Genomic DNA, 26,139 nt, shown 5'->3' with positions numbered 1-26,139 from the left:
GGGCAGCTCTATGTTTCATAGATACATATTAAATTTCGTAAAAAAACACTTTCTTTGGCGATTCAACACTTCTTTTGTCACTCTAGAAGGGAACAAACTTTTCATCTAGAAATCATGTAACAAGATATATATAGGAGGGATTATCTTGGAATATAAAACACCCTTTATTGCGAAAAAGTTAGGTGTTAACCCAAAAGCAGTGGTTCGGATTGCTCAACAATTAAATCTCACGATTCAAAAGAATAAATATGGACATTACATTTTTACAAAAAGTGACTTTGATCAAATGTTAGAATATCACCGTTCTCAAATGGAACAAGATTCCACTTCCCAAACGAAATCCTCAAATGAGATTGAACAACTCGTCATACAATTAAATACAATTACAAAACGATTAGATCATATTGAAGAACAAATGCAAGATAAGGCAAATGATGTTGTCACATATCAACTATTACAGCATCGTCGTGAAATGGAAGAAATGTTAACAAAGATTGAAAAATTGGAAGCTTCTATTCAGAAAGAAGAACCCGTATACATTACACCGGACAGTCAATCAACATATGAACGAGAAAAGAAACCAAAACGCCGTAAAATGATTTTAAGTATGTTTGGATTTTAATGATTCTTATTTATCCCGCTATTTTGGTGTAGTAACAGCCCTAAAATAGCGGGATAAAAAAAGAAGCAACTAAAGCTGCTTCCTTACTTATCTATCCATAATCTTCTTCATCATCAATTTCTTCGCAATACGTAGTACCCATGCCCATGGCACAGCTAAACGTTTATGTAATGCGCGCCACAAGTTTATTGATTTTCTTTCATACTCTTGAAACTTCTTTATATTTTAAATTACTTCTATGCATTCCATTGCAAGTGAATATACATTTTCATACCCTGCTATACTTAGCTTTTTCTGTAATCGATCTGTATCCTCTTTAAGAGCGTGCACTAGCACTGTATGTTCTGGTAATAATATGTTTAACATCTCTTTAACATCTCTTATACTTTGATGAATTTTATACGGAACTCGTTTCACCCTACATTTCCTGCTTACACGTTCTTTCATCACCTTTTCAGCGAAACTCCCTTTAGCAATATGTCCAGTAAAGATAATGGAAGTTTGTTCTTCATACCGAAGTTGTTCATAATATAATTGTGCTCGTTTCGTTTGCATATTCGCATCACTCATTACAACTATTCCATAACTATTTTGCATACAAATGTCATGATCCATAACTATTATGTTTCTTTTCAAACTCTCTATCATCCATTCGAGTTCTTCATTATTTTTTATCCAATCTTTGTATACGAACATCTCTTCAAATCCAGCTAAAATTTCTTTATCTATTATAATTGGAAGTTCTTTATATCTTTTATATAAATACAATACGATGTCTTGTGCCCTACCAAGTGGAGGCAATGGTAGTAATGCTATCCCTTTATTTTGCGTAGCTCTTTCAATTTCTGTACATAATTCATCTACTCGTTCAGTTTGCGTAATATCATCAGTGTGATACGCGGCATCTACAATTGCTATTTTTATATCGCCACGCAATTTCTCAGGTAAATTAGCTCGTAGTATATGAGACTCTGCTGAATAATCACCAGAATAAAATACGTATGTATTATGCATATCCACTAAAAACCAAACAGCACCTAATACATGCCCACTATACCCCCATTGAAACCGCAATGTAGGAGTAACCTGTATCCATTCATTTGGATTACTAATCTCATCAATACATACATAATGTAAATCTTTAATATTTTGATTGTTATAAGGTAAATTCCACCCTTGCGCCAAACTGTAGTTTCTCCATTTTTCAAAATAAGCTGGAAGTTGCTCCTTCGTATAATGAGTCGTCCAAATTTTTTTCTTATATCCATACTTCGCTAATAAAGGTAAACCCATCGTATGGTCTTCATGAATATGTGATAAAAATACCGCATCTAAAAATGGAACAACTTCTCTCTCTATTTTTGGATAACTATCCTCATATGATCGATTAATACCACAATCAAACAATATTTTCGTCTCTTTATTTTTTATAAAATAGCAGGAACGACCATATTCTCCTGCTCCTCCCCATACTTCTACCCTCATCATGCTACCCCTTTTCGTTTTTGCTCCATATGTTGCAGAAGTAATAAGCACATTGTTGTAAGTCCAACCGAAACAACGGCCATCGCCATTCCTATAGATACTTCCCCTTGTTCAAATTGAGCGAAAATAAACGTTGCTGACGTTTCTACTGATGGAGGTAGTACGAGGAGCGATGCTACTAACTCTCTTATCGAAATCGTAAATGTCATCGCCCATCCAGCAAGAATGCCGGGGATAATAAGAGGCAATATGATTTTCCTAAAAATATAAATATAATTTCCAGAAAAAATAGTTCCCGCCTGTACAAGAGAGTCATCAATTTGTCCGAGAGATACTTTTACATACTGCACCGTATAAGGCAGAAAAAGAACAACATAAGTTACGATAACCATGACTGGTGTATTATAAATTGATATAGGTATATATGGTGAATTCCAAAATAAAATAAGACCTACAATCATCACGATTCCTGGTACCATATTTGGTAACATACCGCACATATCAAGCCATTTTTCAGAGGACTTTTTCCCTTTTCGAATCATAATTGCTAAAAAAACTCCAATACTTGCAGCAACAATCGCTGTTACGAGTGAAAAAAGAAAACTGTTCCATAAGGCTTCTAATCCTGGAGACCCCATTGTAAACAATGATTCATAATGGCTCGTTGTAAAGTTATTTAAATGTAAGCCGCCACCTCTTAATTTTGACAATGAAGCTATAAGTATAGAAAAGTATGGAATACCTATTGAAACTATTAGTAAACCAATTACATAGACCCATGCAACAAAACGTGTAAATATAGACAAAGTATACCTTTTAGATTTCACACCTTTTCCACTAACCATTGCATATGAGTATTTTCGGTTCAATACATTTTGCATATACCAAATGAGCATACATGCACTAAGTAATAAAGAAGATAATGCTGTTGCACTACTAAAATCAATTGGCCAACTCGAAATAAATTTGTGAATCTCTGATGTTAACACATGGAATCCTATTCTACGTCCGAATGTAGCTGGTGTTCCAAATTCAGAAATCGTCTTTACGAAAATGAGTAAAGCACCCATTACATAACTTGATACTAATAACGGCAATATCACTTTTCTTAAACGGTAGAAAAATTTTCCACCATGAACTGCTGCCGCTTCTTCTTTACTACTCCCAATCTGAAGTAACGTGTTTTTCAACATGAAATAAAGGAATGGAAATAAATGCAGACTCATAATTAAAACCATACCGCCTAAACTAAAAAACGATGATGAAATCGGATTTAGCATCGGAAAGAACTGTTCGAAATAGCCGTTAGGTTGCATAAATAAAATCCAACCCATCGATCCAATATACGGTGGGGTCATAAATGGGATCATAAAAACAATATCTAACTTACTATATTTTCCGACATCTGTTTTGCTCATAATGAACGCCAATGGAAATGCAAATATTGTAGCTCCTATTACTACGAGTACACCTAAAAGCATCGAATTTAAAAAAATCCCAGCTAATCCACCACTCTGCATGACTTCAAAAGGCTTTAAGAAATTCCAGCTGCTATTTTCATATATACTAGAAAATAAAATGAGAAAAAGCGGAATGACGATTAACATCGCCACAAGTAACAACGCTACCACCATTCCAAATTGTCTTACTGATACGAATCGATTTACCATGTAATCACCATCTTATTGAAATACTTTCTTGAATTGTTTTCCTATTTCATCTTGTTCTTTTTCAACTGTTTTCCAATCAATATTTAATGCTGGAATCTCTTCTACATTTGGTCTATTTTCCGCTTTTATATCTGTTCTACCTGGCAGTAAATATGCTTTAGAAACTTGTTTTTGCACACCGTCTGATAATAAATAATCAATAAACTCTTTTGCACCTTCTACATTTTTACTATCCTTCATAATACCTGCTGCACGTGGACTAATGACTGTTCCGCTTTTTGGATATACGATCTCAACAGGTTCACCCTTTGCTTTTGCACTGTATGTCATATAATCAACACCCGCAATTACCATATCTTTCGCACCTGTTACTACTGGATCTAACGCTTCTTGGTTTGCCCCTGCTACTGTAACTTCATTTTTCTTAAGCTGTTCAAATAAATTCCATCCATCTTTTCCATTCTTCTTGACGTATCCTGTTACAAAGTCTAAAGCGGAACCTGAAAGTGCTGGATCTGGAAAATTCACTTTCCCTTTCCATTCTCCTTTTATTATATCGCTCCAATCTTCAGGCGCTGTCTTCACATTTTTTGTGTTGTACACAATTCCTAATGCTGAAGCACTATACCCGAAATAATGTCCTTTATCATCCGACCATTCTGGACGAAGCTTATCAGCTTGTTTCGCTTCTTTATAAGCTAACGTTTGACCCTCTTTCTTTAATCCTTCCATGGCTGGTAAAGAAGCGAGTACGACAACATCAACGACTGGATTTTTCTTTTCAGCTTCCATTCTCGCTAATATCTTCCCTGTTGTTCCTTGAAACATTTCCACTTTTATACCCGTTTTCTTTTCAAAGTCCTTTTGAATTTTTTTTGCTAATCCTTTTGGCCCTGCACTATATACAACAATTTTCTTTTCATTCGCATTTTTATTTTTTGCATCTGCATTACCTGTCTTCGAACTACATCCTGTTACTACAGCAGAAAATAATAACGTACATACAAATAAAGACTTAAGCGAACTGAATTTCTTCATACGATTCTCCCCCTATATGATGAATACATTTTTTTGGTACATATAATGATACTGGTTTACCGACGCTTAACTTACTATTGTGATAAGCTGTCCATACACCGAGTGTCCCCATATTTACTTTTACTTCATAACGTTCTCCTACATATGTAACGTGCTGAATTTCACCACTATACATTTCGCACACATCATTTTTTGTCCAGCTCACATGCTCTGGACGAATCATTTTTTTACCCTCTACAAGCCAATTTGCCTTACCAACAAATTTTGCAACAAATTCATGCGACGGTTTCACATAAATATCTTCTGGTGTTCCTTTTTGCACTACCTCTCCTTGCTTCATAACAATAATTTGGTCTGACATTGACATAGCTTCTGTTTGATCGTGAGTTACATACAATGCTGTTAAACCGATGGAATGAACGATATCCATAAGCTCTGTTCTCATTTCTTCTCGTAAAATTGCATCAAGTGCACTTAGCGGTTCATCAAATAAAATAAAATGAGGTTTTGTTACAATTGCTCTAGCGAATGTGACACGTTGTTGCTGTCCCCCAGAGAGTTCGTGTGGATATCTTTTCTCCATCCCTTGCAGGCGAACTCTCTTTATCGCATCTTCCACCTTTTCGCGTAAATGATTTGTTTGCTTTGTAGCCCTTAAACCAAATGCAACATTTTCAAATACAGTCATATGCGGCCATAAAGCAAAATCTTGAAATACCATACCGATATTCCGTTCATGAGGAGATGTTTTTATCTTTTTTATAGAAGAATACATGCACTTATCTCCAAAATATATTTCTCCTTTATCTGGTTCTTCAAGTCCTGCTATCATTCTAAGCAAAGTCGTTTTTCCACATCCCGAAGGTCCTAAAAGTGTGGTAAATTCCCCTTGTTTCATTACAATTTGCAACGGCTTTAACGCTTTCGTTTTTCCAAATGTCTTTTCTAATCCATGAATTTTAATATCCATCGGTTCATCTCTTTCCTCTCATTCTTAACTTGCTTCCATTCTATATGGAAGATTTATACTGAATGTTAATGTACTGTAAAGATTAAATTAAAAAACTTCTAATAAACTATTTATTTCTATAGATTTTTTCTATAGTTAAAATAAAGTGAAACTTTAATCAGTGGGGGTTTTCTTCATCCCCCACTGATTATTAGTTGAACCAATCGGGCTGTTACGGGCTGTTAATCTCCCACCTATCTTCCTTGCTTCTCTCTGAATCTTGAGGTGGGAGTCTTACTGCCCGTTAATGCGGGATAAAAAAGGCGGGCGACTCATAATGAATCTCTTAAAATTAGAAATTGTAGTACTGATTAAGAAATACAACAAACTTACGATTGTTGCAGAAAAACTTGGCGTTAAACAACCTACTATTACATTTCATATAAAAAGCTTAGAAGAGGAACTTGGTGTGCCTTTATTTGAATTACGTTCCGGAAGGTATTTCTTAACAGAGGCTGGCGAGGCATTGCATCATTATGCTTGTAAAATAGATGCACTTATGAAAGAAGCTAGACGGGTCACACAAGAATTTAAAGATTTTAATAAAGGAGCTATAACAATTGGTGCAAGTTATGTACCCGCGACTTATCTTTTACCAAAAGTTGTTCACCAATTTCAATGTGAATTTCCTAATATAAAAATAATACTAATGGTGAAAACAGCTCCTGAAATTCGAATGATGCTACAAAATCATGAAATTGATCTCGGGGTAATTTCTGCGGCACCATTTGATGAACCACTTTTAAAACAAACGAAAATAATACCCGATACACTTGTTCTTGCTTTTTCCAAAGAACATCATTTTTCAAAAGAAGAAAATGTATCATTACAAGATATTGAAAAGGAGCGTATATTATTGCATCGTACTCCATCTACAACGAGAGATTTACTCACACAATGGACGTTAGCACATAACATTACTTTCCAATCTGAAATTGAATTAGATTCATTAGAAACAATGAAACAAATTTTAAAATACGGTAATGGAGTTGCCTTTATTTCTCAACTTGCTATCGAACAAGAAGTACAACGAAATGAGCTGTACTATATACCAATCCCAGGATTCGAGTTTCAGCGTAATATTTACACCATTCATCATGAGGATAGGTGGAATTCTAAAATAATTTCTTTTTTACTACAGCGCATAACTTCTTTTGCAACAAAAAATTAAAAGGCTGTTATTATACACGACAGCCTTTTACACTATAACCTTATTTATTTTTCTTTGCCTCAATTTTTTCTTGTGCTTCTTCAGCTTTATCTAATGCTTCAGATACTTTCTTCTCTTTTCTTTCACTTCATCTTTTGTGGCATCCTTCCTAATAAACTAGCTCCTTTCGTAATGTAGCTCTGATTTGGTTTATTTTTTATAGTTATTCAGTTTAACCAAATTAACCTACGAAATTACGGGTAAGGAGCTAGTTTCGGTCATGATAACTGTATCAATATATACATTGAAAGGATGCCCATTGTTTAGGCATCCTTTCGTTTTACTATGATAATATCGTCTCCATATCTTCAGCAGCAGTCATAATCGTTTTCAACCCAAAATTCTCTTGTAGCACTTGCAAAACACCAGATGAAATAAATTCAGGTACTTTTGGTCCAATCCGAATATCTTGTATGCCAAGGCTAAATAGACCGAGCAAAATGGCAACAGCCTTCTGTTCAAACCATGATAATATAATACTCACTGGTAATTCGTTGACTTCACATTGGAAAGTCTCTGCTAATGCAGCTGCAATTTTTATCGTTGAAATGGAGTTATTACATTGTCCTAAATCCCATCCTTTCTTAATCAACTCTTACAAATAAAGCGTAATGTAAATGAAATAAGAAGGATGTGATATGAGTCACAACATTATATAAAAATTTGTGACAATTTAATTTGTTAACATAATATTTTTACTGTATCCTTTGATGAGCGTTTGTGCATGAGCATTCCCTTGAATGATATCGCGAAACTCCTTCAAGGAATATAAGTGTGTAATACCTTTTCGAGCATGAATGCGGACTGGAACTCCTTGTAACATATCATGAAAATCAAATGGTGTATCTATTAGTTCAATTGGGAAACCAAGTGTAAGCAAATACATATACATTCGTTTTGTTACAACTGCAATATACCATTCCGCCTTCATTTCTAAAGCATGTATAAACAAAATCGCTGCTAATCTTTTGAAATGCCCTCGACCTCGAGATGTTTTTGCGATACTTAACTTTCCAATTTCATATACATTGTTTAAGTTTTTTATCAATTTATTTTTAGAAAACGGATAAAAAAACTCAGAATTAGATTGTTCTGGGACGGTATATGGAATACATTCAACGGTACCAATATAATGCTGATCTTCTATTAATAAAAATCGTGATGGATTTAAATTTCGTTCCACAAACATTAAATTTCGTTCCTCACAAAAATCTCCCCACAATTGCTCGAACCAAAAATGCTCTTCCTTCGTTTGAACACGCTGGAACATATTTACCCGCCTTTCTTATCGTCACCTTCTTTGATAACGCTTACATTATATAATATAAGACCAAACCTTCGTATGCAACTAAAAATATTTATTACCTATAGTATTCGTTAAACAAAATAGAATTCCTATTCTCCGTTCATTTTTATTAAAAACACAAAAATAACCACCTAAATATATAGTAGGTGGTTATTTTTTAGCGTTCTCTAACAGTAAGGATTTTTACGTTTTTATACTTTTTAACCATTCCTCAAAAATTTGTATGAGTCCATGTTTTCCAGCTAACTTCTCTTTTCCTTGCTTCGTTTTATACGGATATAACTGCAGAAATACACCGCAACCTGATTCAATTTTTTTTCCGTGCATATGACTTCCAGGATAGACACAAATTACTTCATAAATCGCCTTTCTTTTAAATATACGTTTTCCCTCTTTTTCATCTACATATTTAATAGACCAATATTTATACATTTGCTCTGTCGCTTTTGTATTACCAACAGGCTGAAAAATGTTATACATTGGACTATATTTTACTTCAATAATAATAGATGAGTGATATTCATACCCTTCTCCCTGCTTTACATAGCAATCTAGTCGAATATCCGGTTTTTTCGTGTCCTCCCCATTATAAAAATGGCTTCCTTTACTTAGCGCAATAAGTGGATGAGTTTCAATTAAATCATTAAATGCCACATGAATTCGAAATTTATCACGATGTAATACAATTGTCGTACCATCTTGTAATCCATCTAAATAAAAATATTTCTGTATTTGTTCTCGCACCGGTACTTTATCATGAAATCCCATCTGTTGCAGTATAGAAATAACAATAAAAAATGCATAATATTCGTAGACTAAAAATGTTGGTTTATACACGAATAATAAGGCTGGAGATTGCTGTCTATAATGAGGTAACAACTCTAAATGATATATAAGTTGCCGGTGTGGTATAGAGACGGAATAAAGTGTAATATTCGATTTTTCAGAAACGTCCTTCCAAAATGGAGAATGCAACAAATGATGAAAGTACTGTGCACTTTCATCAACAATACGATTCAAAATTTTATATTCTTGTATTTTTACTGCACTCTTGCGTAAATCCGCTTCTTTCAACAAATGTATATTTTTATATTTTTTCTTTTCCCGATCCGTCACAGAGCCATTTCGATCAATTGTCTGCATAATGGTTTTAACAGCTTGATATTCCTCCTTTTTTTTCTCCTTTGTGTCCTCTAGTAGTTTAACTGTCTTTTGTAAAAAATGCTGAGCTTCTAATAAATAAGAATAAAACTGCCTCGTTTTAAATTTAAGAAAAGCATTTTCCAAGCTATTTTTCTGCTCCATAAACTTGCGATTATAGTGCTTTCCATATGGTTTTTTTTCACTTATGATTACACTTTTCCTTGTCGATTTTCGTTCTCGCGTCTCCCAATTGTACGTATTTACGTACTTCGTATTCATTTCGATTTTTTTATAAATTTGTTTTATTTTTTTCATCTTCTTCGGCAGCATGCGCAGTAACATTAAATAAGAAGAATCTTCAATATCACTTAATGCTGAAAATGTTTTTTTATAATAGCCTCGATCTAAAATTAATTCGTTCAAAATCGACTTCACATAACTTTGAATCACTTCAAATTGATCGTCTCCCAAATTTTTTGGAACAATTTGAAATGCTCCGTAGTATATTTCCTCTCCCACTCTTACTTCAAAGTGGTATAAGCCGCAGCGCCACGGATAAAAAAAATCTGTTTTTCCATGTTCATATATTAATATTTTCGATCTTTTTTCATGTAGTTCATATTGTGATTCTTGTATATTTTTTTGTCCTTCATATACTTTATTCCATATAAATGTAACATGAACTGGTTTTTCATAATGTAAAGATAGTCGTAATGGTTTTAACTCCTGCACTTTATAAATACACTTCGAGAGAGAGAATGCCGATGTACAGAGACGATTTAAAACGATAGATTCTCCCTTGGCTTCCGATCCTACAATCAGTTTCAGTACAAAGGGCAACATTTCTATCGTGTCGACAATTTCAGTCTCATTGCGTTCTTCATTTTGCATAACCATACAACTCCAATTCGCGTCGCTTTTGTCTTAAATAGGCTAAGGAATGTTCGAATGTTGAGACACAATTTGCAAGAGGAGACTGTAATAATGGGATTAGCATCGCTCCCTTTTTTTCCTCTTCGGAAAGAAGAGCACCAACTGTCATCTCGGTTCCGCGCAACTTTGTTAATACACGCTGCTTAATTTGTAGGTCAAATCCTTCTTCCCTGCTAATCATATAAGACTGATTATTGTGCAAAGGAATATTTTGCAAGTATGAGGCAATAGCCGCAGCGCATCGAAAAGAAATACCTTTTGATGCATCGTAAGAGGACAATATATCGTGCAACTTATCTAATAACTCCAATTCCTCCTCTGAAAAAACTTCAACCATTGCTTTATTTCTTACCCAATTTATGCGAAATTCCCCAGCTGTTACTGTCAAAGGAGGAAATTGTATATTCTTTTCCTGTCTCATACTCATTTCACAAAATGGAATTTTTTGCAATGTAATAAGATTGACTCGATCTAATAAGCGATCGGATAATTCTTTCGTTGTTTCATCAAAGTTTATCGTGCCAACAAAAATAATATTTTCTCCAATTTCGATTTTCGCTGGAACTTGATTTTCTCCCCTAGCCCCTTCCTCATATAAAGTAAGAATACGATTCTTTTTTTCTAATTGGAGAATCGATAGAAATGGGGTAAACCAATGCTCAATATGCGACATATTCATTTCATCAAATACAATCATATATAGCTGATTCGGATTTTCTTTTGCTTTTAATAATGTTCGAACAAGCTGTGTCTCACTCTCAATAAATGTTCCGCTTGGATGGAGATAACCGAGTAAATCATGTGGCTCTTGATAAGTCGGAGATATAGGAATCCATATTAATTCCTCATCATATTGCAATCCTAATGCTTCTGCATACGCCTGCACAAAATGAGATTTCCCAATTCCTGGTATACCACCAAGAATGGTTAACATATTCGTTTTTACACTAATATGAAAATTAAAGATATCCGTTACATCGATATATAACCCTTTATCACATACCGTTTTCTGTACATACTGTAGAAAAGAAGTTTCTCGTTCGTCCCACTCCTGCTCTTCTTTTTGACTTCTAGTATCCATCACTTCAATTGGCTTCCCCTCTTCCGCAACGCGTTTTACGAGTTGCTCATATATGTTTGCACTTACAAAATACAAATGATCATCAACTTCTAATTCTATATATTTCTTCCAGTCATCAATCTCAATATATTTACATTCCTTTTTTTGTTCACAATAGGCAATGGAACTAACAGACGGCTTTAATGATAAATTTCCATATAAACGCCCTTCATGCCATAATAAATCCGGTGTATCAAAATCCTGTGGAAACTTAGGCATCAGAAACGATAAGTAGCCGTTCCCAAGCTTTCGCTCAAAAGATTCTCTTTTTCTATATCCAGTTAGTCTTGGTGAAGGAATAATTTTATATGCATCCACCAATTCTTTCTGTTCTGTACATATTAATTCTACATATATGTTTCCTCTTTCATAATACAGTCGAAATAACACCAACTGTTTTTCTAACTTTCTCTTTTTCAAATCAGCGAACACTTTTTCATTCTTTTTATTACTACATATCCCTTCAAATACGTATGGTTCCTCTCCAAACTGGGATTGCAAAACCGAAGGAATTGGCGACAAACATTGGATCCAAAATGTCTCTTTTTCTTCTATGCCTTCTACAAATTTTCCAAGAAATCTCATATGATACATCCTTTTGATAAAACTTGGATGAAGCGCTTTATGTAATTTCAATACACTCACCCTCTTTTCCCATGCTGTTCTTATTGTATGTATTATTTTATAAAACTAGAAACAAAAAACCTGACGTTATCCGTCAGGTCTTCAGAGAAAAATTGATATTAGTGCGAAGAAAATGTTTGTTTTTCTTGCAAAATCGCATTGTGAGCAATCTTTAATTTCGCTAAGACATATCGTAGTCTATCTTCAGCATTTTCATCCTTTTTATGTTGCAAATTCGCTAATGTTTCTACAGATCCTGCTAAATTTTCAATCACTCCGCGCAATTCGGGATGATGGTTAAAAAACGATTCTTGTACTAAAACTTTTCGCAAATCATTGGTCAACTCTATAATCCTTACCAACTGTTCTTTTTCTTCCATATTCATCCCTCCTGAACATCTTATTCTTATATATGAAATATTCTGTAAAAAACAACAAACTCCTTGTATCTAAAACAAAAAAAGCCCTCCAAGAGGACTTTTTACATTTGTATATTTCCTGTAAATAACATATAAAGCGATACAATAGTTGCAATTACAATGACAACCACAACATATCTCTCGACGTTTGAAAAATAGCGATTTCCTTTTTCTTTTCGAGCAAACATATAAACAACAAGACCAATACCATAAACAATGGAAACTAGTAACAAATTCTTTAATCCAGCCGCATAAATTAACCAGATGGAATAAATAAACGCAATGAAAGCTAATACTCCGTTTTTTATTCTCGCTTGCTTTATTTCCTTTGTAACCACTAATTTCAGCTGATACAATGCGGATAATAAATACGGTAATAAAATAGATGTCGAAGCAATAAAATACATCATTTGATACGTTGATTCTGAGAAAAGCACAATGATAAATAACGTTTGTGCAACACCATTCGAAATCCATAATGCAATATGTGGTGTTTGCTTTTTATTTGTTTTTGTAAATACTTTCGGAAAAACACCATCTTTTCCGGCCACATGAGAAATTTCAGAAACAAGTAGAAACCATCCAATTAAAGTCCCCACAAGTGATGCAACTAAACCGATATTAATAGCAACAGCTCCCCAAGAGCCAACTACATGTTCTAATACATGTCCCATTGAAGGCGTGTCTAAAAGAGACAATTCTTGTCTTGGCATAGCCCCCATTGAAAGGACTGAAATTAAAATATAAATTGCCATGACTAAAATAAGGCCAAAAACTGTCGCTTTTCCAACATCACGACTATTCTTTGCTCTCCCAGATAACACAACGGCTCCTTCTACCCCAATAAATACCCAAAGCGTCACGAGCATTGTGTTTTTCACTTGTCCAAGTACAGAAGAGATGGAAACAGTCCCTTCTCCCCAAAAGTCATGCGTAAATGTCTCCCAGCGAAATGCTGTAACCATTACGACGATAAATAATAAAATCGGAACTAGCTTTCCAATTGTAGCAATTACATTCATAATTGACGCTTCACGAATTCCAATTAAAATCAAAAAGTGAAGTGTCCATAATAAAAGAGAGGCACCAATAATCGACGCTACATTATTTCCACCTTTAAAAATTGGAAAGAAATATCCAAGCGTGCTAAACAGTAACATAATCGTTGCTACGTTTCCTAAAATCCCAGCAAGCCAATATCCCCACGCACTATTAAAACCAATGTATTCACCAAATCCTGCGCGTGCGTAACTATAAATTCCACCCTCAAGCTCTGGTTTTTGCCTTGCTAATGTTTGATATACAAGTGCAAGTGGAATCATTCCTAACGCTGTAATGCACCAACCAATTAGTGTGGCACCACTATTTGCCCCAGCTGCTAAGTCATGCGGAAGGCTAAATACACCACCGCCAACCATTGTTCCGACTACTAATGCAATTAATGAGAAAAATCCTAATTTCTTTTCTATCGGTATCACCCCGTCTGTCATTCTAGGTGTTATGTTTATCCGTCAACTATTAAAGTCACCTTTTTCTCTAATAGAAGTTTCTTTTATATTTTTTCAGGAAAACATTACTTATTCTAAAAGAAAATGAGTAAAAAGGGAATACTTTTTTGAAAAAATGTATAAGTATGCATAAAAAAACCGTTCATTTCTCATGAACGGTCGTTTTTTTAAACTAAAATTGTATATTTTTTGTAAAATTTACGGACAAGCTTTTATTTTTTCACAATCTTTTACATTTTATCTACTTCACATTCATTTCGTGATTCATGGTAATCCATTCTAACTCACTTTTTCTAATGATCAAATAATAGCGTCTTTATAATCGCTATGTATTCCCTTACATAAGCCTTATTCTTAGAACGTGCAGGAGTCGAAGCAGCTAATGCTTCCATTTTTATTCCTAAACGTTTTGCAATAATTTTTGTACGATATAAATGATATGTATTGCTTACAACAATAACATGTGTAATATAAAATAAATCTTTACTAAACTTTAAATTTTCATACGTACTTGTCGAACGATCTTCCATCAAAATACGATTGGCATTGATACCGTGTTCTACTAAGTAATTTCGCATACTATGTGCTTCTGGAATATCTTCATCTTCGCCCTGTCCCCCAGATACGATAGCCTTTGTCTTCGGATTTTCATTTAAATATTTTAAAGCTACATCTAAGCGGTTTTGAAGAGATCGTGATGGCTTATCCCCAAATAATTTTGCACCTAATATTAATATATAAGGAACTTCATTACTCACCTTTTGTCGAGCAACTTCATACATCCGATACGTAATATATAGTATATATAATACCGGTAAAAGAAATAGAAAACAGATAATCCATTTATTCATGACTATATTTATCCTCCCTTTCTTTCTATTATATAGAAAAAGAAAGGGAGGCAGAAATCTTTTTAATGGCTGCGTTGCCACGCATTTTGAGGAAGAATCGCTACAATAGATACATCGCCACCGCTTCCCTTGATTACAAACTACAGAATCGTTATCATAGCAATCCTAGAACCAATAGCATATAAGCTATTGGTTCCTAAAATATAATACAAACGAGAATGATGATTCATGATAAAGAGCGTTCACATCAATCAACTCCTAATTGCTTTTTCACCTCTTTATAAACATCCGTATACGCTTTTAATTCTTTAATAAGATCATGGATAAGCGGTTTTGCATCTTCTCCAAGTTCTCCATCTTGTACATGTAAACCGTCTACTACAACTTGTTTTGGGATGGCATTCGCATACACCCCTCTTGCGACAGTACGCATACTATTTAATGCGTTCATTCCGCCTTTTCCTCCACCTGCAACTGCCAATAAAGCAACTGGCTTATGAATAAATTCACTACTGCTTAAAAAATCAAGTGCATTTTTCAAAGCGCCACTCATTGCATTATGATATTCTGGTGTACAAAGTACAACACCATCTGCTGATTTTACTAAATTTTTTAACTTTATTACTGCTTCTAGTTCACGCTGTGAATCTTCCCCGTTGTATAAAGGCAATTCTTCAATCGCCAAATCATATAATTCCCCTTCAAATTGCTCTGCAATATATTTTGCAATTACACGTGTTCTACCAAATTTTCTTGGTGTTCCATTTATTACGACTAATTTCATGATTCTTTCTCCCCCTTATTTAAAATTCTAATTCTATCTTATCAGAAAATTCTACACAAAATATACCAAAAAATGAAAATGTTTTAGAAAATAGTATAAAAAGAAATCATTATGACTTTTATTCTTTAAAATGACAATACGCTCTCTCTGCTAACTTTCTCCGCTCCTCTGGTAGTTTGCTATATTTTATAATCATTTCTACCATTTGTTCATAAGAAGCAAAAACGATTCCTGGCCATTCTTTTTCATCTTCTGGATTACTCGATTCAGAAATAATAAACTTTTGATTCGCAACAGCATGAGAAATTCGCGGCGTTTCAAGAATTCCAGTTAAATGGAAATGAATATTTAAAATAATCTTTGCTCGTGCTATTAGTTCGTTTCTAGGAATTCCCCATACATTGCTCTGAAAAACGATATGCAAGTTCGGTGCAAGCTCTTGAAGTTGTTCAAAAATCGCTTGACGCCGCTCATTCATAGCACCAATAAACAGAACATCAATATCTTCTGAAATGACGTGAGGAAATGCCTCTTTTTTCATTTCTAATGTTGGGGCATAATTCATCTTCACATGCTTTATTTCTTTTCCTAATCCTTTCTGTTTCAACCATTCTATATTTTGACAACTATAATCCCACACTTCTCTATCCTTTAATATTGTAAGATATGCCGCATTTACATAAGGACTCTCATCATATAATTGTTCTAAATTATACACAATTGCGCGATCTGGTATAGAAATGGGGCGATAAGCAAATAAATGAGCACCGAAAAGAACGGTCTGTTTTGCTTGATCCAATAACGTTTCTGATATAATCACTTCTTTTCCTTGTTGTTCTAATTTCCATTTTAAAGCGCGTGCAACGTCTATAAAACTCCCATATGTGTACGGCCATATATAGAAACAATAATCATATTCTTTATTTAAAAATGATTCAATTGCTTTTGCATTATTTTCATACAACTCCCTATTTGGATACTTCCTTACCATCTCATCCGCATATTTTTTTGCAACTTTATATAAACCAGCATAGTATGCTGCCACGCATCTTTTTAATTCTATACTTGGTCTATCCGCCTCCTGTATATCCATTTCTAAAATAAGATTTGCAACAACAAAAGCTTTCAAATGATCGTGATCGTAGTAATAATCCAACAGTGGAATTAACTCCTCATGCGTATTTCCATACACAGATGTACCGAGGTCAATAGCCCATCTTATTAATTCCATAATCCCTCCACCTCCCCTTTCACATATAAATTTTTTAATAGAACTTTTTATTATTCTCAACCGCCTTTGCGATGTGTACCGGTAATTCTTCGATTTTCGATTCAAGAAACTTTTGTGCTTTTCTACCGATATGTTTCTTACTTTCAATATAATAAGCACAAATCGAAATTTCATAGTCAAATAAATAATCATACACATGATAATCTACAAATAGAAGATCTTCTTTTGGAAACGGGATTTCTTTTCCTTGTAATGCATACATTAAACCTAGATGATTTTTCGATCTCGCTCTATATAATCTTGCCAACTGATATAATGACTCTGCCCTACTTGGCCTATATTCCCAAGCATTTTGAAAATACGTAACCGCCAGAGAAAGAAATTCTTCTTCTTTTTGAATGAAACTCTCCAATTTCTGCTCACTATTTCCTGCCTTACTTCTTAACTGCTCTTGTTTTATTGCTAACTGCTCATAGCAAACTCCAATTCGTAATAATGAATAAAATACTTCTTCTCCCCATCCCCCAGCCTCAACCCTTTTTTTGTACCATTTAATAGCTTCCACAAGTTCTCCTAAGTGGTAATAGGTTTGAGCTAAATAAAATACATACCTAATTTTCAATTCTAGTGTCGTTTCTTGATCTTTTATTCCCTCCAATAATAATCGTTTATCTCTTTCAAATTTATCACTCTTACTTCCGCCATCTCCTTGATCATTTACAACAAGGCCATCTAATCTTCCCACTTCTTGTTGATAATCCGCCCCTACTTTTGAACAATCTACATCCCAATATTCATGCGTAACCCCAACAGATTTCCAAGAAAGAGAGGCTTTTAATAATCTAGTAAGCCAATATTTAATATGAATATCGTACTGCATTGTCAAATAATGATCTTTCGTTAAACTACTTTTATCAAAATTTGCTGTCTCTTCTAAAACCATATCCGCATCAAGTACTAATAAATAATCTGATTCCGGATATGTTTTTTGCGCTAACGATACTGCCAGCGTACGATTATAGCCAAAATTTCGAAACGGTTCATGGTGAACTGTCCCAGTTATCTCATTGTCTTTACACCATTGTTCTATTATTTCAGGCGTATGATCGGTAGACCCCGTATCACAAATCGACACAAAATCAATAACTGGTTTTGCGGAATTTAAACAGCGTTCAATGATTTTCGATTCATTTTTAACAATCATACAAAGACAAATTTTTTTCTCTTCTTGTTGCTGTCTATTATTCACCTTACCACCTCCACTTTTTCTAAATAAATCCCTCTATGTATAACTTGCATGATAAACACTCCTACTTTACGTATTCTTTTACTATTTATGAAAACATTATTTTATTTATTCTGATTTTCATCCTACTGATTCCGCCTTAACTTAAATGAGAGGTGAACTGATCGTAACAGCCCAATTGGTGAAGCCCCCACTGATTAAAGTTTTCCTTGATCTTCTTCCCCATTTTTTCGGTTCAGTCTACAAGGAGTAATCGAGTAGGAGAGGGTGACTAACCCTCGTCCTCTCACACCACCGTACGTACGGTTCCGTATACGGCGGTTCAATTAAGTCTGACGAAGCATTGAATATCTATTACTCAAACTTCTGAGCCCTAGACTTTCCCAATACGAATTGTCTAGGGTTCTTTGTAGAAAACATAGGGGCAAATATGGGAGTTAAGATTTGAGAGACTGCTTGTTGGATGAAACGGTCTGTCACGGTTGGGATACCTAATAACCTTACTCCTCTGTTTGGTTTCGGGATTTCGATACGACGGACAGGAGAAGGTGTATATGTTCCTTCCTCAATTTGCTCGCGAATGGTTTGCCAATTCTCGTACACATGCCCTCATAGGAATGTTACGGGCATATTGTCGATTCCATGACTCCATTTGACTTGACTCTTTTCAGAGCCATGATTAAGTTTTCCCGTGACAATAGTTGTTTCATCAACATTTTTGATATTCCTTTCTTCGTGAACGTTACTTTCTGTTTGTGCCACTCTTTACTTAGCCCTCTTGAAGTCCCCCAGGTAAGCACATATTCTTCCTCTCCACCTGTCTGCTTCATTTACTCTGTATCATCTTTTGGCAGTAAGGACTTTGATTTGTTTAGCAACCTCATCCAATGATATCTCGCCTTGTATGAAGTTCGTGTTCCTCAGACCGGAGATTTGCCGCCGACTTCCTTCAGATTACGCGTTACCACGGACACCCTTGTCTTAAGCTAATCGTTACTACTGCCTTCACGATTCGGGACTTGAACCTTAGAGAATAGGCGCATGCTGGGCCGCACCAAGAAAAACAGCGCTGTTTAACATACGAACAGCACTGTTTACTTAGAGATTGATTTTTATTTAAATTGGGTAATTATTCGGACACTGCACGCTTTTCATTTAGTATGTTGTCTTTATCTATATAGATACGGGTATTCATTTGAATATCGTCTTGTATAAAGTCCTTTCCCTTATCTCGTGTAAAGGACAAACGATGAATGACTGGGAATCTTCTTGTCAATTCAAACGTCGATGTCAGTTCAGGAGGAGATACCACAATCCATTGTATTTTTAACAATTCACATAAGGCGAAAATTGGTGTAATGACATGTTCCGATACCATTTTACTGAAAGGATTATCCGATATTAAAACAGACCAGCCTTTTTTATTACTCTTCATCAACATTGCCATGATAATCATCTGGGTCATCAACTTTTGACCACCACTGCCGGAAGCTTCCGCATAATCCCCGTTCATAATGGTTTCCCAATCAGAATAATAGGAATCTCTCGGCTTTTCGTATAGCAAGTGATTTTTGCCACCAGGATTGTAAATAGATAGCGTGGGATATTGGTTTCCTAAGACTTTTAACACCAATGTACTGACTTCAATTCGTTTTTCGATGTCAAAGATAGGAACATCATTGATGTCTTCATAGTCATTCTGAAGTTCATCCAAAACTTTAATAAAGAAATCCGTTAGGATACTATTGTACTGCTCCAAATTTTCATTGAACCGGTAATAATTCGAATATTTAACAAGCGGAAAAGAGTGGTCTTGATAGTTTTTTATTTTCATTTTATGAACCATCTGTTTCATCTTCTTCACGATAAGATTTACTCGATAGGTTGCTCTATCTGTCCACTGTTTTAATATAGTGAGACCTTCATTCTTATTCTCGTGAATTTTTTGTAGTTCCACTTCAAAAGATTCAAGTATGCTGTTAACCCCTTCGTACCGCAGCAGATACTCTTGTGTATTGATGTCATCGAAATAGGCATCTACTCTCGACACAATTTCCCTATCCATATCCTTTGTTTGGACAATGGCTTTGCGATATTCATCGTACTTCACTTTAAATTCCGCTCCAGATTGCTGCAATTGTTTGCTCAGGTAAGTGAATTCCTTGGTCCAAGAAGAAGTTTTCTGCTGGTAGTTCTCCTTGATTCCCTGTAGCCATTCGATGTCATTAAAATCTTTGATGCTGGTCTTTTCTAAATCCATGTTCTCTAGTTGTGTAATATTGATATTTAATGTATTGATGGCTCTCTGATTGATTTTCCGAGCATCTTCGGTTTTCTTTTTCAAGGAAAGGGCTTGCTGGCGATTCCGTTTAATTTCTTTATCTTTTTCATCCAAATCTATCTCAGACCAATTTTCCGGTTCCTTGGACGGATTGAGTTTCATGACATTTGTTTTTTCATTTTGTAGAAACTCATCGGCTAGTTCTTTGGCACCCTGTTTCTTAGTAAATTCTCCTTTTAAGCTACCTGCTCTTTCTTTAAATTCAGCAGCATTTTTTTCATGCGTTCGAATGGACTGTACTATCACGTTTTTCGATTCATTTGGCGTGGTTAATGTTTTCCAGTTTTTATCAAGTTCATCAAGTTTTATCTCAATCTCACGAATCTTTTCGCCCAAGCTGCGAATATCGTTGGAAATACGTTGTAGGTCGAAATTCTTTTTCTCGATTTCATTATTTAAACTGTTGTACTTAAAGATTTCATTTCTTAGCAAGTCAATTTCCTCTGTTCGGTAGATAGGGGCTTGCACATCCTTTTTCTCGACGGAGAAATCACTGTTTTTATTCAGTGGATTTTCCGCCCAAGGAAAAATATGTGCCAAGAGTTTGAATTGTTCTTCGGCTTCCCTTTTCCACTCTTTATAGTCCTCACGGTAACTTGCAGCTTTTGACTCGTTATTCCGAATCACACGCTCCCTTGACTCATATTGTTCATTGAAACTGTTAATTTGGGTGCGGATTTTGGTCTTTTCTTTTATCAGTAGTTTCTTTTCCTTCATTTCCTCTATCCAAGAAGTGATGATTTTGATGTCGTCTTTTACCAAAACTAGGTCATTTGTAATTTCTTCTAATTGAGCTGTGTTTTCTTTTGTCTTCATCTCTATTTCTGGCAGTCGTTCACTAATCGTTTGTAACAAACTGGTGTGTACTTGTAGGTCCTCAGCTAGTCCATTACGAGCTAAGAGAAGGAGGTCAGAGTCCGGGCCATTTAGCCATTGTTTGCATTTCCCAATCAATGCCTTCAAACGTGCTAAATACTCTTTTTGATGGTCAACCAAATAAGCGTAATCATCCGCTTTTTTATCCAACTCGATTTTCTTATCTCTGAAAGAATACAAATCAAGAGCCTGATGCAGCCACCCATCAATGGCGACAAATGTTCCCTGTTGGAATGGATAGAGACGTTCATGTTCTTGCTTCATGTCGGCTCCATGTTTTCTCATATCCTCACGAACAAAAATGGGAACAGGAGATTGATAATATTGGTTTTCAAGGAACGAGAACTCAATGTCCTCTAAATCATCTGAATGAACCACTACACCATATGGGAATAAAGGGTGTTTTTCGATTTCTTTTTTCGTCAATTCTTCGCCTAGGGTATCCAACATTTGATATAAAATCTCCATGCCCAACTCACAGGCGATACCTTGGGAAGAAATCTGTTCTTTTACCAAAACGATATCTTTATTCGGTATCCAATAATCCGAATATTTTAGTAAATCGTATTGTGATTCCAATGACCATCGTTCTTTTGATTTGGAGTCAATGGTATTTTCCGTTAACGTACATAATTTCTCTAATGCTTTAATGGAAGTACCCATAACTTCTTTTGAATATGCTTCGACCCGTTCATTGGTGATATCCGATATCTCTTCCATTAAGGCGTTCTCCTTCTGGCTTTTTAATTGAATGTCCATGTTTAAGTTCTTGATTTTTTCGTTCAGAGAAGAAACCATTGCGGAACTTTCACCCTTATTAAGGAGAAGCCCGTTTTTCTCTGTCTGCCAATTGTTTTGTTCTGTGATTAAGTCGGCAGAATTCTCTTGAAGTGATTGTTTCTTTAAATCCAAATTATCAAGAAGAGACTGGGGGTCTTCGGCAACCATTTCACCGAAGCGAGCTTGAAGTTCCTCTTTTTTCTTTTCATGTACTCCCAAGAGTGTGTTGATTTGAATGTTTTTGGTTTCCAACTCTTTGATGGAATCTTCGATATCTTTAAGCAACAACTTGTCTTTTTCAATTTCTCCATCATATTGTTTCATATAATCAAGATGTTTTTGCTTAATGGAAGACCACGCCACTTGAATAAAGTTCCACTCGTTTTTAAATTTTTCTTTAAATATTTTCATTTCATTTTCTAAGTCATCTAGTTCAAGCAAACTTTTCAACTCGTTATATTGATTAAGTTTGTTATCCCGATTTTTGTGTAATTTAGCGTGTTCAAATAAATTTAATTTAATGGTGTATTCATTAAATAGACCTTCTTCCTTAGTTAGAAGACCTGTTACTTCCTCATACTTGGCTAATAGTGACTCAATCTCTTGTTCTAAGTCAGAGACTTTTTGGAACGCCTTTGCATAACCAAGATTTGCCGATTCCCACTTTAGTCCTTGCAGCTGGTTCTCGATATCCTCAAGTTCTTGAGCATCCACCTTATCAGTTTCTACTTTCATTTGAACTTGACCTTTCATAAACTCCTTGATGATATACCCGTTTTTACGATGTTCAAGTAGGTCTTCTTCTAACTCGGCGCATTTTTTTAAATAGGCAGCCACCGGTGTTAGTTCATCCATGATAATTTTGTACGTGAGTTCTCGTTCCAACAGTTTTGGCATTTCTTGATTGGCTATTGCTACATCCTTGAACGTTTCTGCTAAACTTTTGGATTCGACATAGCTTTTTTTATATTCCGGCTCAATTTGTTTATCAAGTGCCGGGATGATGAGATTAGACATAAGACTATGGTTATCATTGGCTCTATTAAAAAAGGCAGAGACATCTCCTTCATCTTTATTGATGCTCTTCAATACACGCCATTCATTCGGGTCAATCCCATAATTTTTGAGAATGGAAAAATACTCTCGTTTTTGATTTCGATTAAAGATTTTCACATGATCTTCATGTTTTTTTAAGTAGTTCTTTAAATCATCAATCGATAACGCGATTTGAGTATCCTCATTCCATACCGGAATAGAGGCGATATCAAAAGGAGTCTGTTCGTTCTGCTCCACAATATATAAGAGATATTCCGGTTCAATGGGTGAGGCATCGCTTTTGTTACTCGTCTTGGGTTTGGCGGATATCGCGATTCCTGTCGTAATTTTTGTATAGGGTTCCCTACCGACTAGCCATTCGATGAGTACGTGAAAAGAATAAGGAACAAATTTTCGTTTGTCATTAAAAAAGAAGCTGTCCACCATCTTTTCTTCTTTTCCCCAACGAATGAGAGGGTCCAACAATTGAAAGATGGCTTGTAGCAGAACGCCTTTCCCGCCCATATTAACCAGTGTAATCAACGTATGTACCGGTTCCCCATCACGGTGAAACGGGAGCAACGTATTTTTATATTGTTTTTGCATCTTTGCATATTTCAGACCCGCGATTCGTATTTGATTTATTAAGGAATCCATCTATTCACCTTTCCTCTCATCATCTTTTATTTGACTTATCAGATTTTTAATTTCATGAAACTTAGCATTGTTATTAAATTGCAAGTCCAAGCGCTCATTGAGAATACGAGTTGGTACCGCTTCGGCGTTTCTCTTGAAGATTTTGATAAAAACCAATCCGTCATCTTCTAATATTTTCATAGCTGTATGGACCAATCCAAATTTCGTTTTACGATTCATGGTCACACGCTGACGTCCAGAATAATCAATGTCAAGGTCTTTCCACATATGATATATACCGTCAATGGCAATAGAGAATTTTTTTGAAAATTCACCATTGCTTTTTACCTGCGTATCATAGAGTTGTTTGAAAACTTTGTCAGCTTGCTCGATAAGTTTAAAGTAGGAAACACCGTTTTGAAGCCATTCTATTTGACTAGTGGTAATTTCGGTATTAGCTTCGGAGAAAAAGACAAAGTGTAGTAAACCGATTAAATGTAGAATCCTCTTATTTTCTATCACATAGTATTTTTCTTTCATTTGTGAAAATGCAGAGGAATATAACGAACCGTCTTTGGTAACGAAGTGGAGATACTCCTTGCCGAGTAGTATCTCAGTTCCTTCTACTTTGCAGCGATTTTTAAGAATGAGTCGTGCTGATTCATTTTGTTTATATTTAAAAACCAATGCATCTTCATCCTTCAGGGCACGTTTCTCCAACAAAGCACTGTAAATCTCATTGGCGACTTCCACACTTTCCATGTTAAGCATGATTTTTGACACCCTCCTTTAAATGCAGCTGGTAGTCAGTGATGATTAATCCCCTTTGGTCATCCAATGTAAATGAAACATGTTCATCTTCTACGAATTCCGTTACAATGTACTGGTTTAATAGTTCTTCAAAGTTTTCATCCTCGTGTATGAGCTCTTTTAAAAGGCGAACTCGCTGGTCACTGGAATTTAGAAGGTCCTGCTTGGTGACGAAAAGCGAGTTATTCACAAATTGATTCCATAGCTCGATAGCATACTTGTTGTTTAACCAAACGCTCTTGCTTTCATCATCAAAAACAGAATGAAGATGGATGGTGCCTTTTTTCAACAATTCATAAAAAACAGGTTTCCATAGCTCCACCAACGGCTTCCAATCGGTAGGAGGAATAATGAATTCATCGTCGTCATCCCAAGAATCATCGTCACCATCGCCGTCTATGTCGATAACAGGCATCGTCACATCTTGCTCAATCGACCAATCTAAAGGGTAAATCAATGGTTTCTTAGGTGAAAATAACATGGAGAGTAGTTTAAACATGTCATCTGGGTCTGCAAAACCTTTTTGAAGGATTAAATCCTCCCAGATGGATTCTTTAAAGGAGATACGAGGTTTTTTCCAAAGCAGATGAAAATGATTTTTTCGAATCGTGATTTCCGTTTTAATATTTTCAATGACCAGTTGCGCAAGGTTATCGTGAAGTTCTCTTGTTTCATTGATTTTCTCAAGAAGTGCTGAGACCTCCACCTCTAAATCGGGCACATCATTGATTTTACTTAACAACCGTTCCATTTCCATATACCGCTCTTTTTCTTCAGCGAATTGAGTTTCGACTGTCTTCTTATGGTCCTGACCGTTGTGGCGGGTGTAGCTATTGATAATTTTAGGGTTCCGTTTGATCTCAACAGAAAGTCTGCTTTCTTTTTTGATTAATTTTCGAACCCGTATAATTAACCTCTGTAATCTATCCAGTGCATCCCGATAATTCCCGCTCTTTATTAATTGCAATGCCACCCAGGATTGAATATCAATATCCAATTCATCTAGAATTTCATGGCTCATAAAGATAATTTCATATGATTCTTCTGTTAATTTATAGACATAAATTTGTTCTTCCAAGTTACTGCTTTCAAGTTCATCCTCTAAAAATCGAAAGGAATGTTCTTCCCATTGTTGTTTTTTTTCGTTGAAATAAGGGACTTTAAAAGCATTCAAGTAGCGTGGGTCCCCGCTCCAGATAAGTCCTTCAACGATGCGCTCACTTCTTTCCTTGCTCGCTTGAAAATTATATTTGGTCAGGACTTGTTTGGTTAGATGCTCTAATTCAGGTATCGTCCTTCTCTCATCTGCTCGTACTTCACGTTTAAAAATCTCTAATAATATGTCAAGACAAATGTGCCGTATATACGGTGACAATTCGCCGACTTCCATCCCTGTCCCTAAACTCCATATGGGATTTAATCGTTTTCCACGACTTTCAATATTATTGTAATCTACCGCCAC

The 26,139-nt window shown here is 35.3% G+C and carries 18 protein-coding genes and 2 pseudogenes; 2 read left to right on the top strand and 18 right to left on the bottom strand.

Annotation, left to right across the window (positions count from 1 at the left end):
* The first annotated feature begins 145 nt into the window (after positions 1 to 145).
* The gene (locus tag MR058_RS04610) at positions 146 to 622 is read left to right on the top strand and encodes a chromosome segregation protein (protein ID WP_242142870.1); all 477 of its coding nucleotides are present in this window, start codon (positions 146 to 148) and stop codon (positions 620 to 622) included.
* Positions 623 to 847: 225 nt separating this feature from the next.
* Here MR058_RS04610 and MR058_RS04605 read toward each other — a convergent pair whose 3' ends face one another.
* Genes MR058_RS04605 through MR058_RS04590 form a run of 4 tightly spaced genes read right to left on the bottom strand, consistent with a single transcriptional unit; the run spans position 848 to position 5,785 of the window.
* Positions 848 to 2,110: an MBL fold metallo-hydrolase gene (locus MR058_RS04605; protein ID WP_242142869.1), complete on the bottom strand. Its 1,263-nt coding sequence runs from the start codon at positions 2,108 to 2,110 to the stop codon at positions 848 to 850.
* Positions 2,107 to 3,777 carry an ABC transporter permease gene (locus MR058_RS04600; RefSeq protein ID WP_242142868.1) on the bottom strand — a complete coding sequence of 557 codons (1,671 nt, stop codon included), beginning with the start codon at positions 3,775 to 3,777 and terminating at the stop codon, positions 2,107 to 2,109. Before MR058_RS04600 ends, MR058_RS04605 begins: the two co-directional genes overlap by 4 nt.
* 12 nt (positions 3,778 to 3,789) lie before the next feature.
* Positions 3,790 to 4,815: an ABC transporter substrate-binding protein gene (locus MR058_RS04595; RefSeq protein WP_242142867.1), complete on the bottom strand. Its 1,026-nt coding sequence runs from the start codon at positions 4,813 to 4,815 to the stop codon at positions 3,790 to 3,792.
* Positions 4,793 to 5,785 carry an ABC transporter ATP-binding protein gene (locus tag MR058_RS04590; protein WP_242142866.1) on the bottom strand — a complete coding sequence of 331 codons (993 nt, stop codon included), beginning with the start codon at positions 5,783 to 5,785 and terminating at the stop codon, positions 4,793 to 4,795. The genes MR058_RS04595 and MR058_RS04590 overlap by 23 nt, the downstream gene beginning before the upstream one ends.
* Positions 5,786 to 6,101: 316 nt before the next feature.
* On the opposite strand from MR058_RS04590, the gene MR058_RS04585 reads away from it, so the two are divergent.
* A complete protein-coding gene (locus MR058_RS04585; RefSeq protein WP_242142865.1) occupies positions 6,102 to 6,995 on the top strand; it encodes a LysR family transcriptional regulator in 894 nt (297 codons plus the stop codon).
* Between the two features lie 322 nt (positions 6,996 to 7,317).
* Here MR058_RS04585 and MR058_RS04580 read toward each other — a convergent pair.
* The 14 genes and pseudogenes from MR058_RS04580 to MR058_RS04515 all read right to left on the bottom strand — a co-directional run.
* Positions 7,318 to 7,608, bottom strand: a pseudogene (locus MR058_RS04580) (hydroxylamine reductase); the annotation flags it as partial.
* A gap of 99 nt (positions 7,609 to 7,707) precedes the next feature.
* Complete coding sequence (locus tag MR058_RS04575; RefSeq protein WP_242142864.1) at positions 7,708 to 8,304, bottom strand: hypothetical protein; 597 nt, start codon at positions 8,302 to 8,304, stop codon at positions 7,708 to 7,710.
* Between the two features lie 219 nt (positions 8,305 to 8,523).
* Complete coding sequence (locus MR058_RS04570) at positions 8,524 to 10,374, bottom strand: hypothetical protein (RefSeq protein WP_242142863.1); 1,851 nt, start codon at positions 10,372 to 10,374, stop codon at positions 8,524 to 8,526.
* The gene (locus MR058_RS04565) at positions 10,364 to 12,172 is read right to left on the bottom strand and encodes an AAA family ATPase (RefSeq protein WP_242142862.1); all 1,809 of its coding nucleotides are present in this window, start codon (positions 12,170 to 12,172) and stop codon (positions 10,364 to 10,366) included. The genes MR058_RS04570 and MR058_RS04565 overlap by 11 nt, the downstream gene beginning before the upstream one ends.
* Positions 12,173 to 12,279: 107 nt before the next feature.
* A complete protein-coding gene (locus tag MR058_RS04560; protein ID WP_242142861.1) occupies positions 12,280 to 12,540 on the bottom strand; it encodes a LemA domain protein in 261 nt (86 codons plus the stop codon).
* Positions 12,541 to 12,641: 101 nt separating this feature from the next.
* Entirely contained in the window at positions 12,642 to 14,069 is a 1,428-nt protein-coding gene (gene arcD / locus MR058_RS04555) for an arginine-ornithine antiporter (protein ID WP_242142860.1), read from the bottom strand.
* A 311-nt stretch (positions 14,070 to 14,380) separates the two neighbouring features.
* A complete protein-coding gene (locus MR058_RS04550; RefSeq protein WP_242142859.1) occupies positions 14,381 to 14,938 on the bottom strand; it encodes a YdcF family protein in 558 nt (185 codons plus the stop codon).
* Positions 14,939 to 15,185: 247 nt separating this feature from the next.
* A complete protein-coding gene (locus MR058_RS04545; protein ID WP_242142858.1) occupies positions 15,186 to 15,722 on the bottom strand; it encodes an NADPH-dependent FMN reductase in 537 nt (178 codons plus the stop codon).
* 118 nt (positions 15,723 to 15,840) lie between these two features.
* A complete protein-coding gene (locus tag MR058_RS04540) occupies positions 15,841 to 16,953 on the bottom strand; it encodes a glycosyltransferase family protein (protein WP_242142857.1) in 1,113 nt (370 codons plus the stop codon).
* A gap of 34 nt (positions 16,954 to 16,987) precedes the next feature.
* Complete coding sequence (locus tag MR058_RS04535; RefSeq protein WP_242143491.1) at positions 16,988 to 18,157, bottom strand: tetratricopeptide repeat-containing glycosyltransferase; 1,170 nt, start codon at positions 18,155 to 18,157, stop codon at positions 16,988 to 16,990.
* Positions 18,158 to 18,610: 453 nt separating this feature from the next.
* Positions 18,611 to 18,915: pseudogene (locus MR058_RS04530) on the bottom strand (group II intron reverse transcriptase/maturase); the annotation flags it as partial.
* A 413-nt stretch (positions 18,916 to 19,328) separates the two neighbouring features.
* Positions 19,329 to 23,888 (bottom strand): coiled-coil domain-containing protein, encoded by a 4,560-nt coding sequence (locus MR058_RS04525; RefSeq protein ID WP_242142856.1) that lies wholly within the window; start codon positions 23,886 to 23,888, stop codon positions 19,329 to 19,331.
* Complete coding sequence (locus tag MR058_RS04520) at positions 23,889 to 24,638, bottom strand: DUF6063 family protein (protein WP_242142855.1); 750 nt, start codon at positions 24,636 to 24,638, stop codon at positions 23,889 to 23,891.
* On the bottom strand, positions 24,631 to 26,139 hold the full coding sequence (locus MR058_RS04515) for a hypothetical protein (RefSeq protein ID WP_242142854.1): 1,509 nt from the start codon (positions 26,137 to 26,139) through the stop codon (positions 24,631 to 24,633). The genes MR058_RS04520 and MR058_RS04515 overlap by 8 nt, the downstream gene beginning before the upstream one ends.

Origin of the sequence: Bacillus cereus group sp. BfR-BA-01430, from assembly GCF_022663115.1 — a bacterium.
In the GTDB taxonomy this organism is placed as follows: Bacteria; Bacillota; Bacilli; order Bacillales; family Bacillaceae_G; genus Bacillus_A; species Bacillus_A cereus_BD.
The sequence above is the reverse complement of the archived record's forward strand: the minus strand, read 5'-3'. Positions and strand labels throughout refer to the sequence as shown.

Coding starts and splice junctions, on each gene's coding strand:
- MR058_RS04605 (WP_242142869.1), bottom strand. CDS start 2,110: ATGATGAGGGTAGAAGTATGGGGAGGAGCAGGAGAATATGGTCGTTCC.
- MR058_RS04600 (WP_242142868.1), bottom strand. CDS start 3,777: ATGGTAAATCGATTCGTATCAGTAAGACAATTTGGAATGGTGGTAGCG.
- MR058_RS04595 (WP_242142867.1), bottom strand. CDS start 4,815: ATGAAGAAATTCAGTTCGCTTAAGTCTTTATTTGTATGTACGTTATTA.
- MR058_RS04590 (WP_242142866.1), bottom strand. CDS start 5,785: ATGGATATTAAAATTCATGGATTAGAAAAGACATTTGGAAAAACGAAA.
- MR058_RS04585 (WP_242142865.1), top strand. CDS start 6,102: ATGAATCTCTTAAAATTAGAAATTGTAGTACTGATTAAGAAATACAAC.
- MR058_RS04575 (WP_242142864.1), bottom strand. CDS start 8,304: ATGTTCCAGCGTGTTCAAACGAAGGAAGAGCATTTTTGGTTCGAGCAA.
- MR058_RS04570 (WP_242142863.1), bottom strand. CDS start 10,374: ATGCAAAATGAAGAACGCAATGAGACTGAAATTGTCGACACGATAGAA.
- MR058_RS04560 (WP_242142861.1), bottom strand. CDS start 12,540: ATGGAAGAAAAAGAACAGTTGGTAAGGATTATAGAGTTGACCAATGAT.
- arcD (WP_242142860.1), bottom strand. CDS start 14,069: ATGACAGACGGGGTGATACCGATAGAAAAGAAATTAGGATTTTTCTCA.
- MR058_RS04550 (WP_242142859.1), bottom strand. CDS start 14,938: ATGAATAAATGGATTATCTGTTTTCTATTTCTTTTACCGGTATTATAT.
- MR058_RS04545 (WP_242142858.1), bottom strand. CDS start 15,722: ATGAAATTAGTCGTAATAAATGGAACACCAAGAAAATTTGGTAGAACA.
- MR058_RS04540 (WP_242142857.1), bottom strand. CDS start 16,953: ATGGAATTAATAAGATGGGCTATTGACCTCGGTACATCTGTGTATGGA.
- MR058_RS04535 (WP_242143491.1), bottom strand. CDS start 18,157: ATGATTGTTAAAAATGAATCGAAAATCATTGAACGCTGTTTAAATTCC.
- MR058_RS04525 (WP_242142856.1), bottom strand. CDS start 23,888: ATGGATTCCTTAATAAATCAAATACGAATCGCGGGTCTGAAATATGCA.
- MR058_RS04520 (WP_242142855.1), bottom strand. CDS start 24,638: ATGCTTAACATGGAAAGTGTGGAAGTCGCCAATGAGATTTACAGTGCT.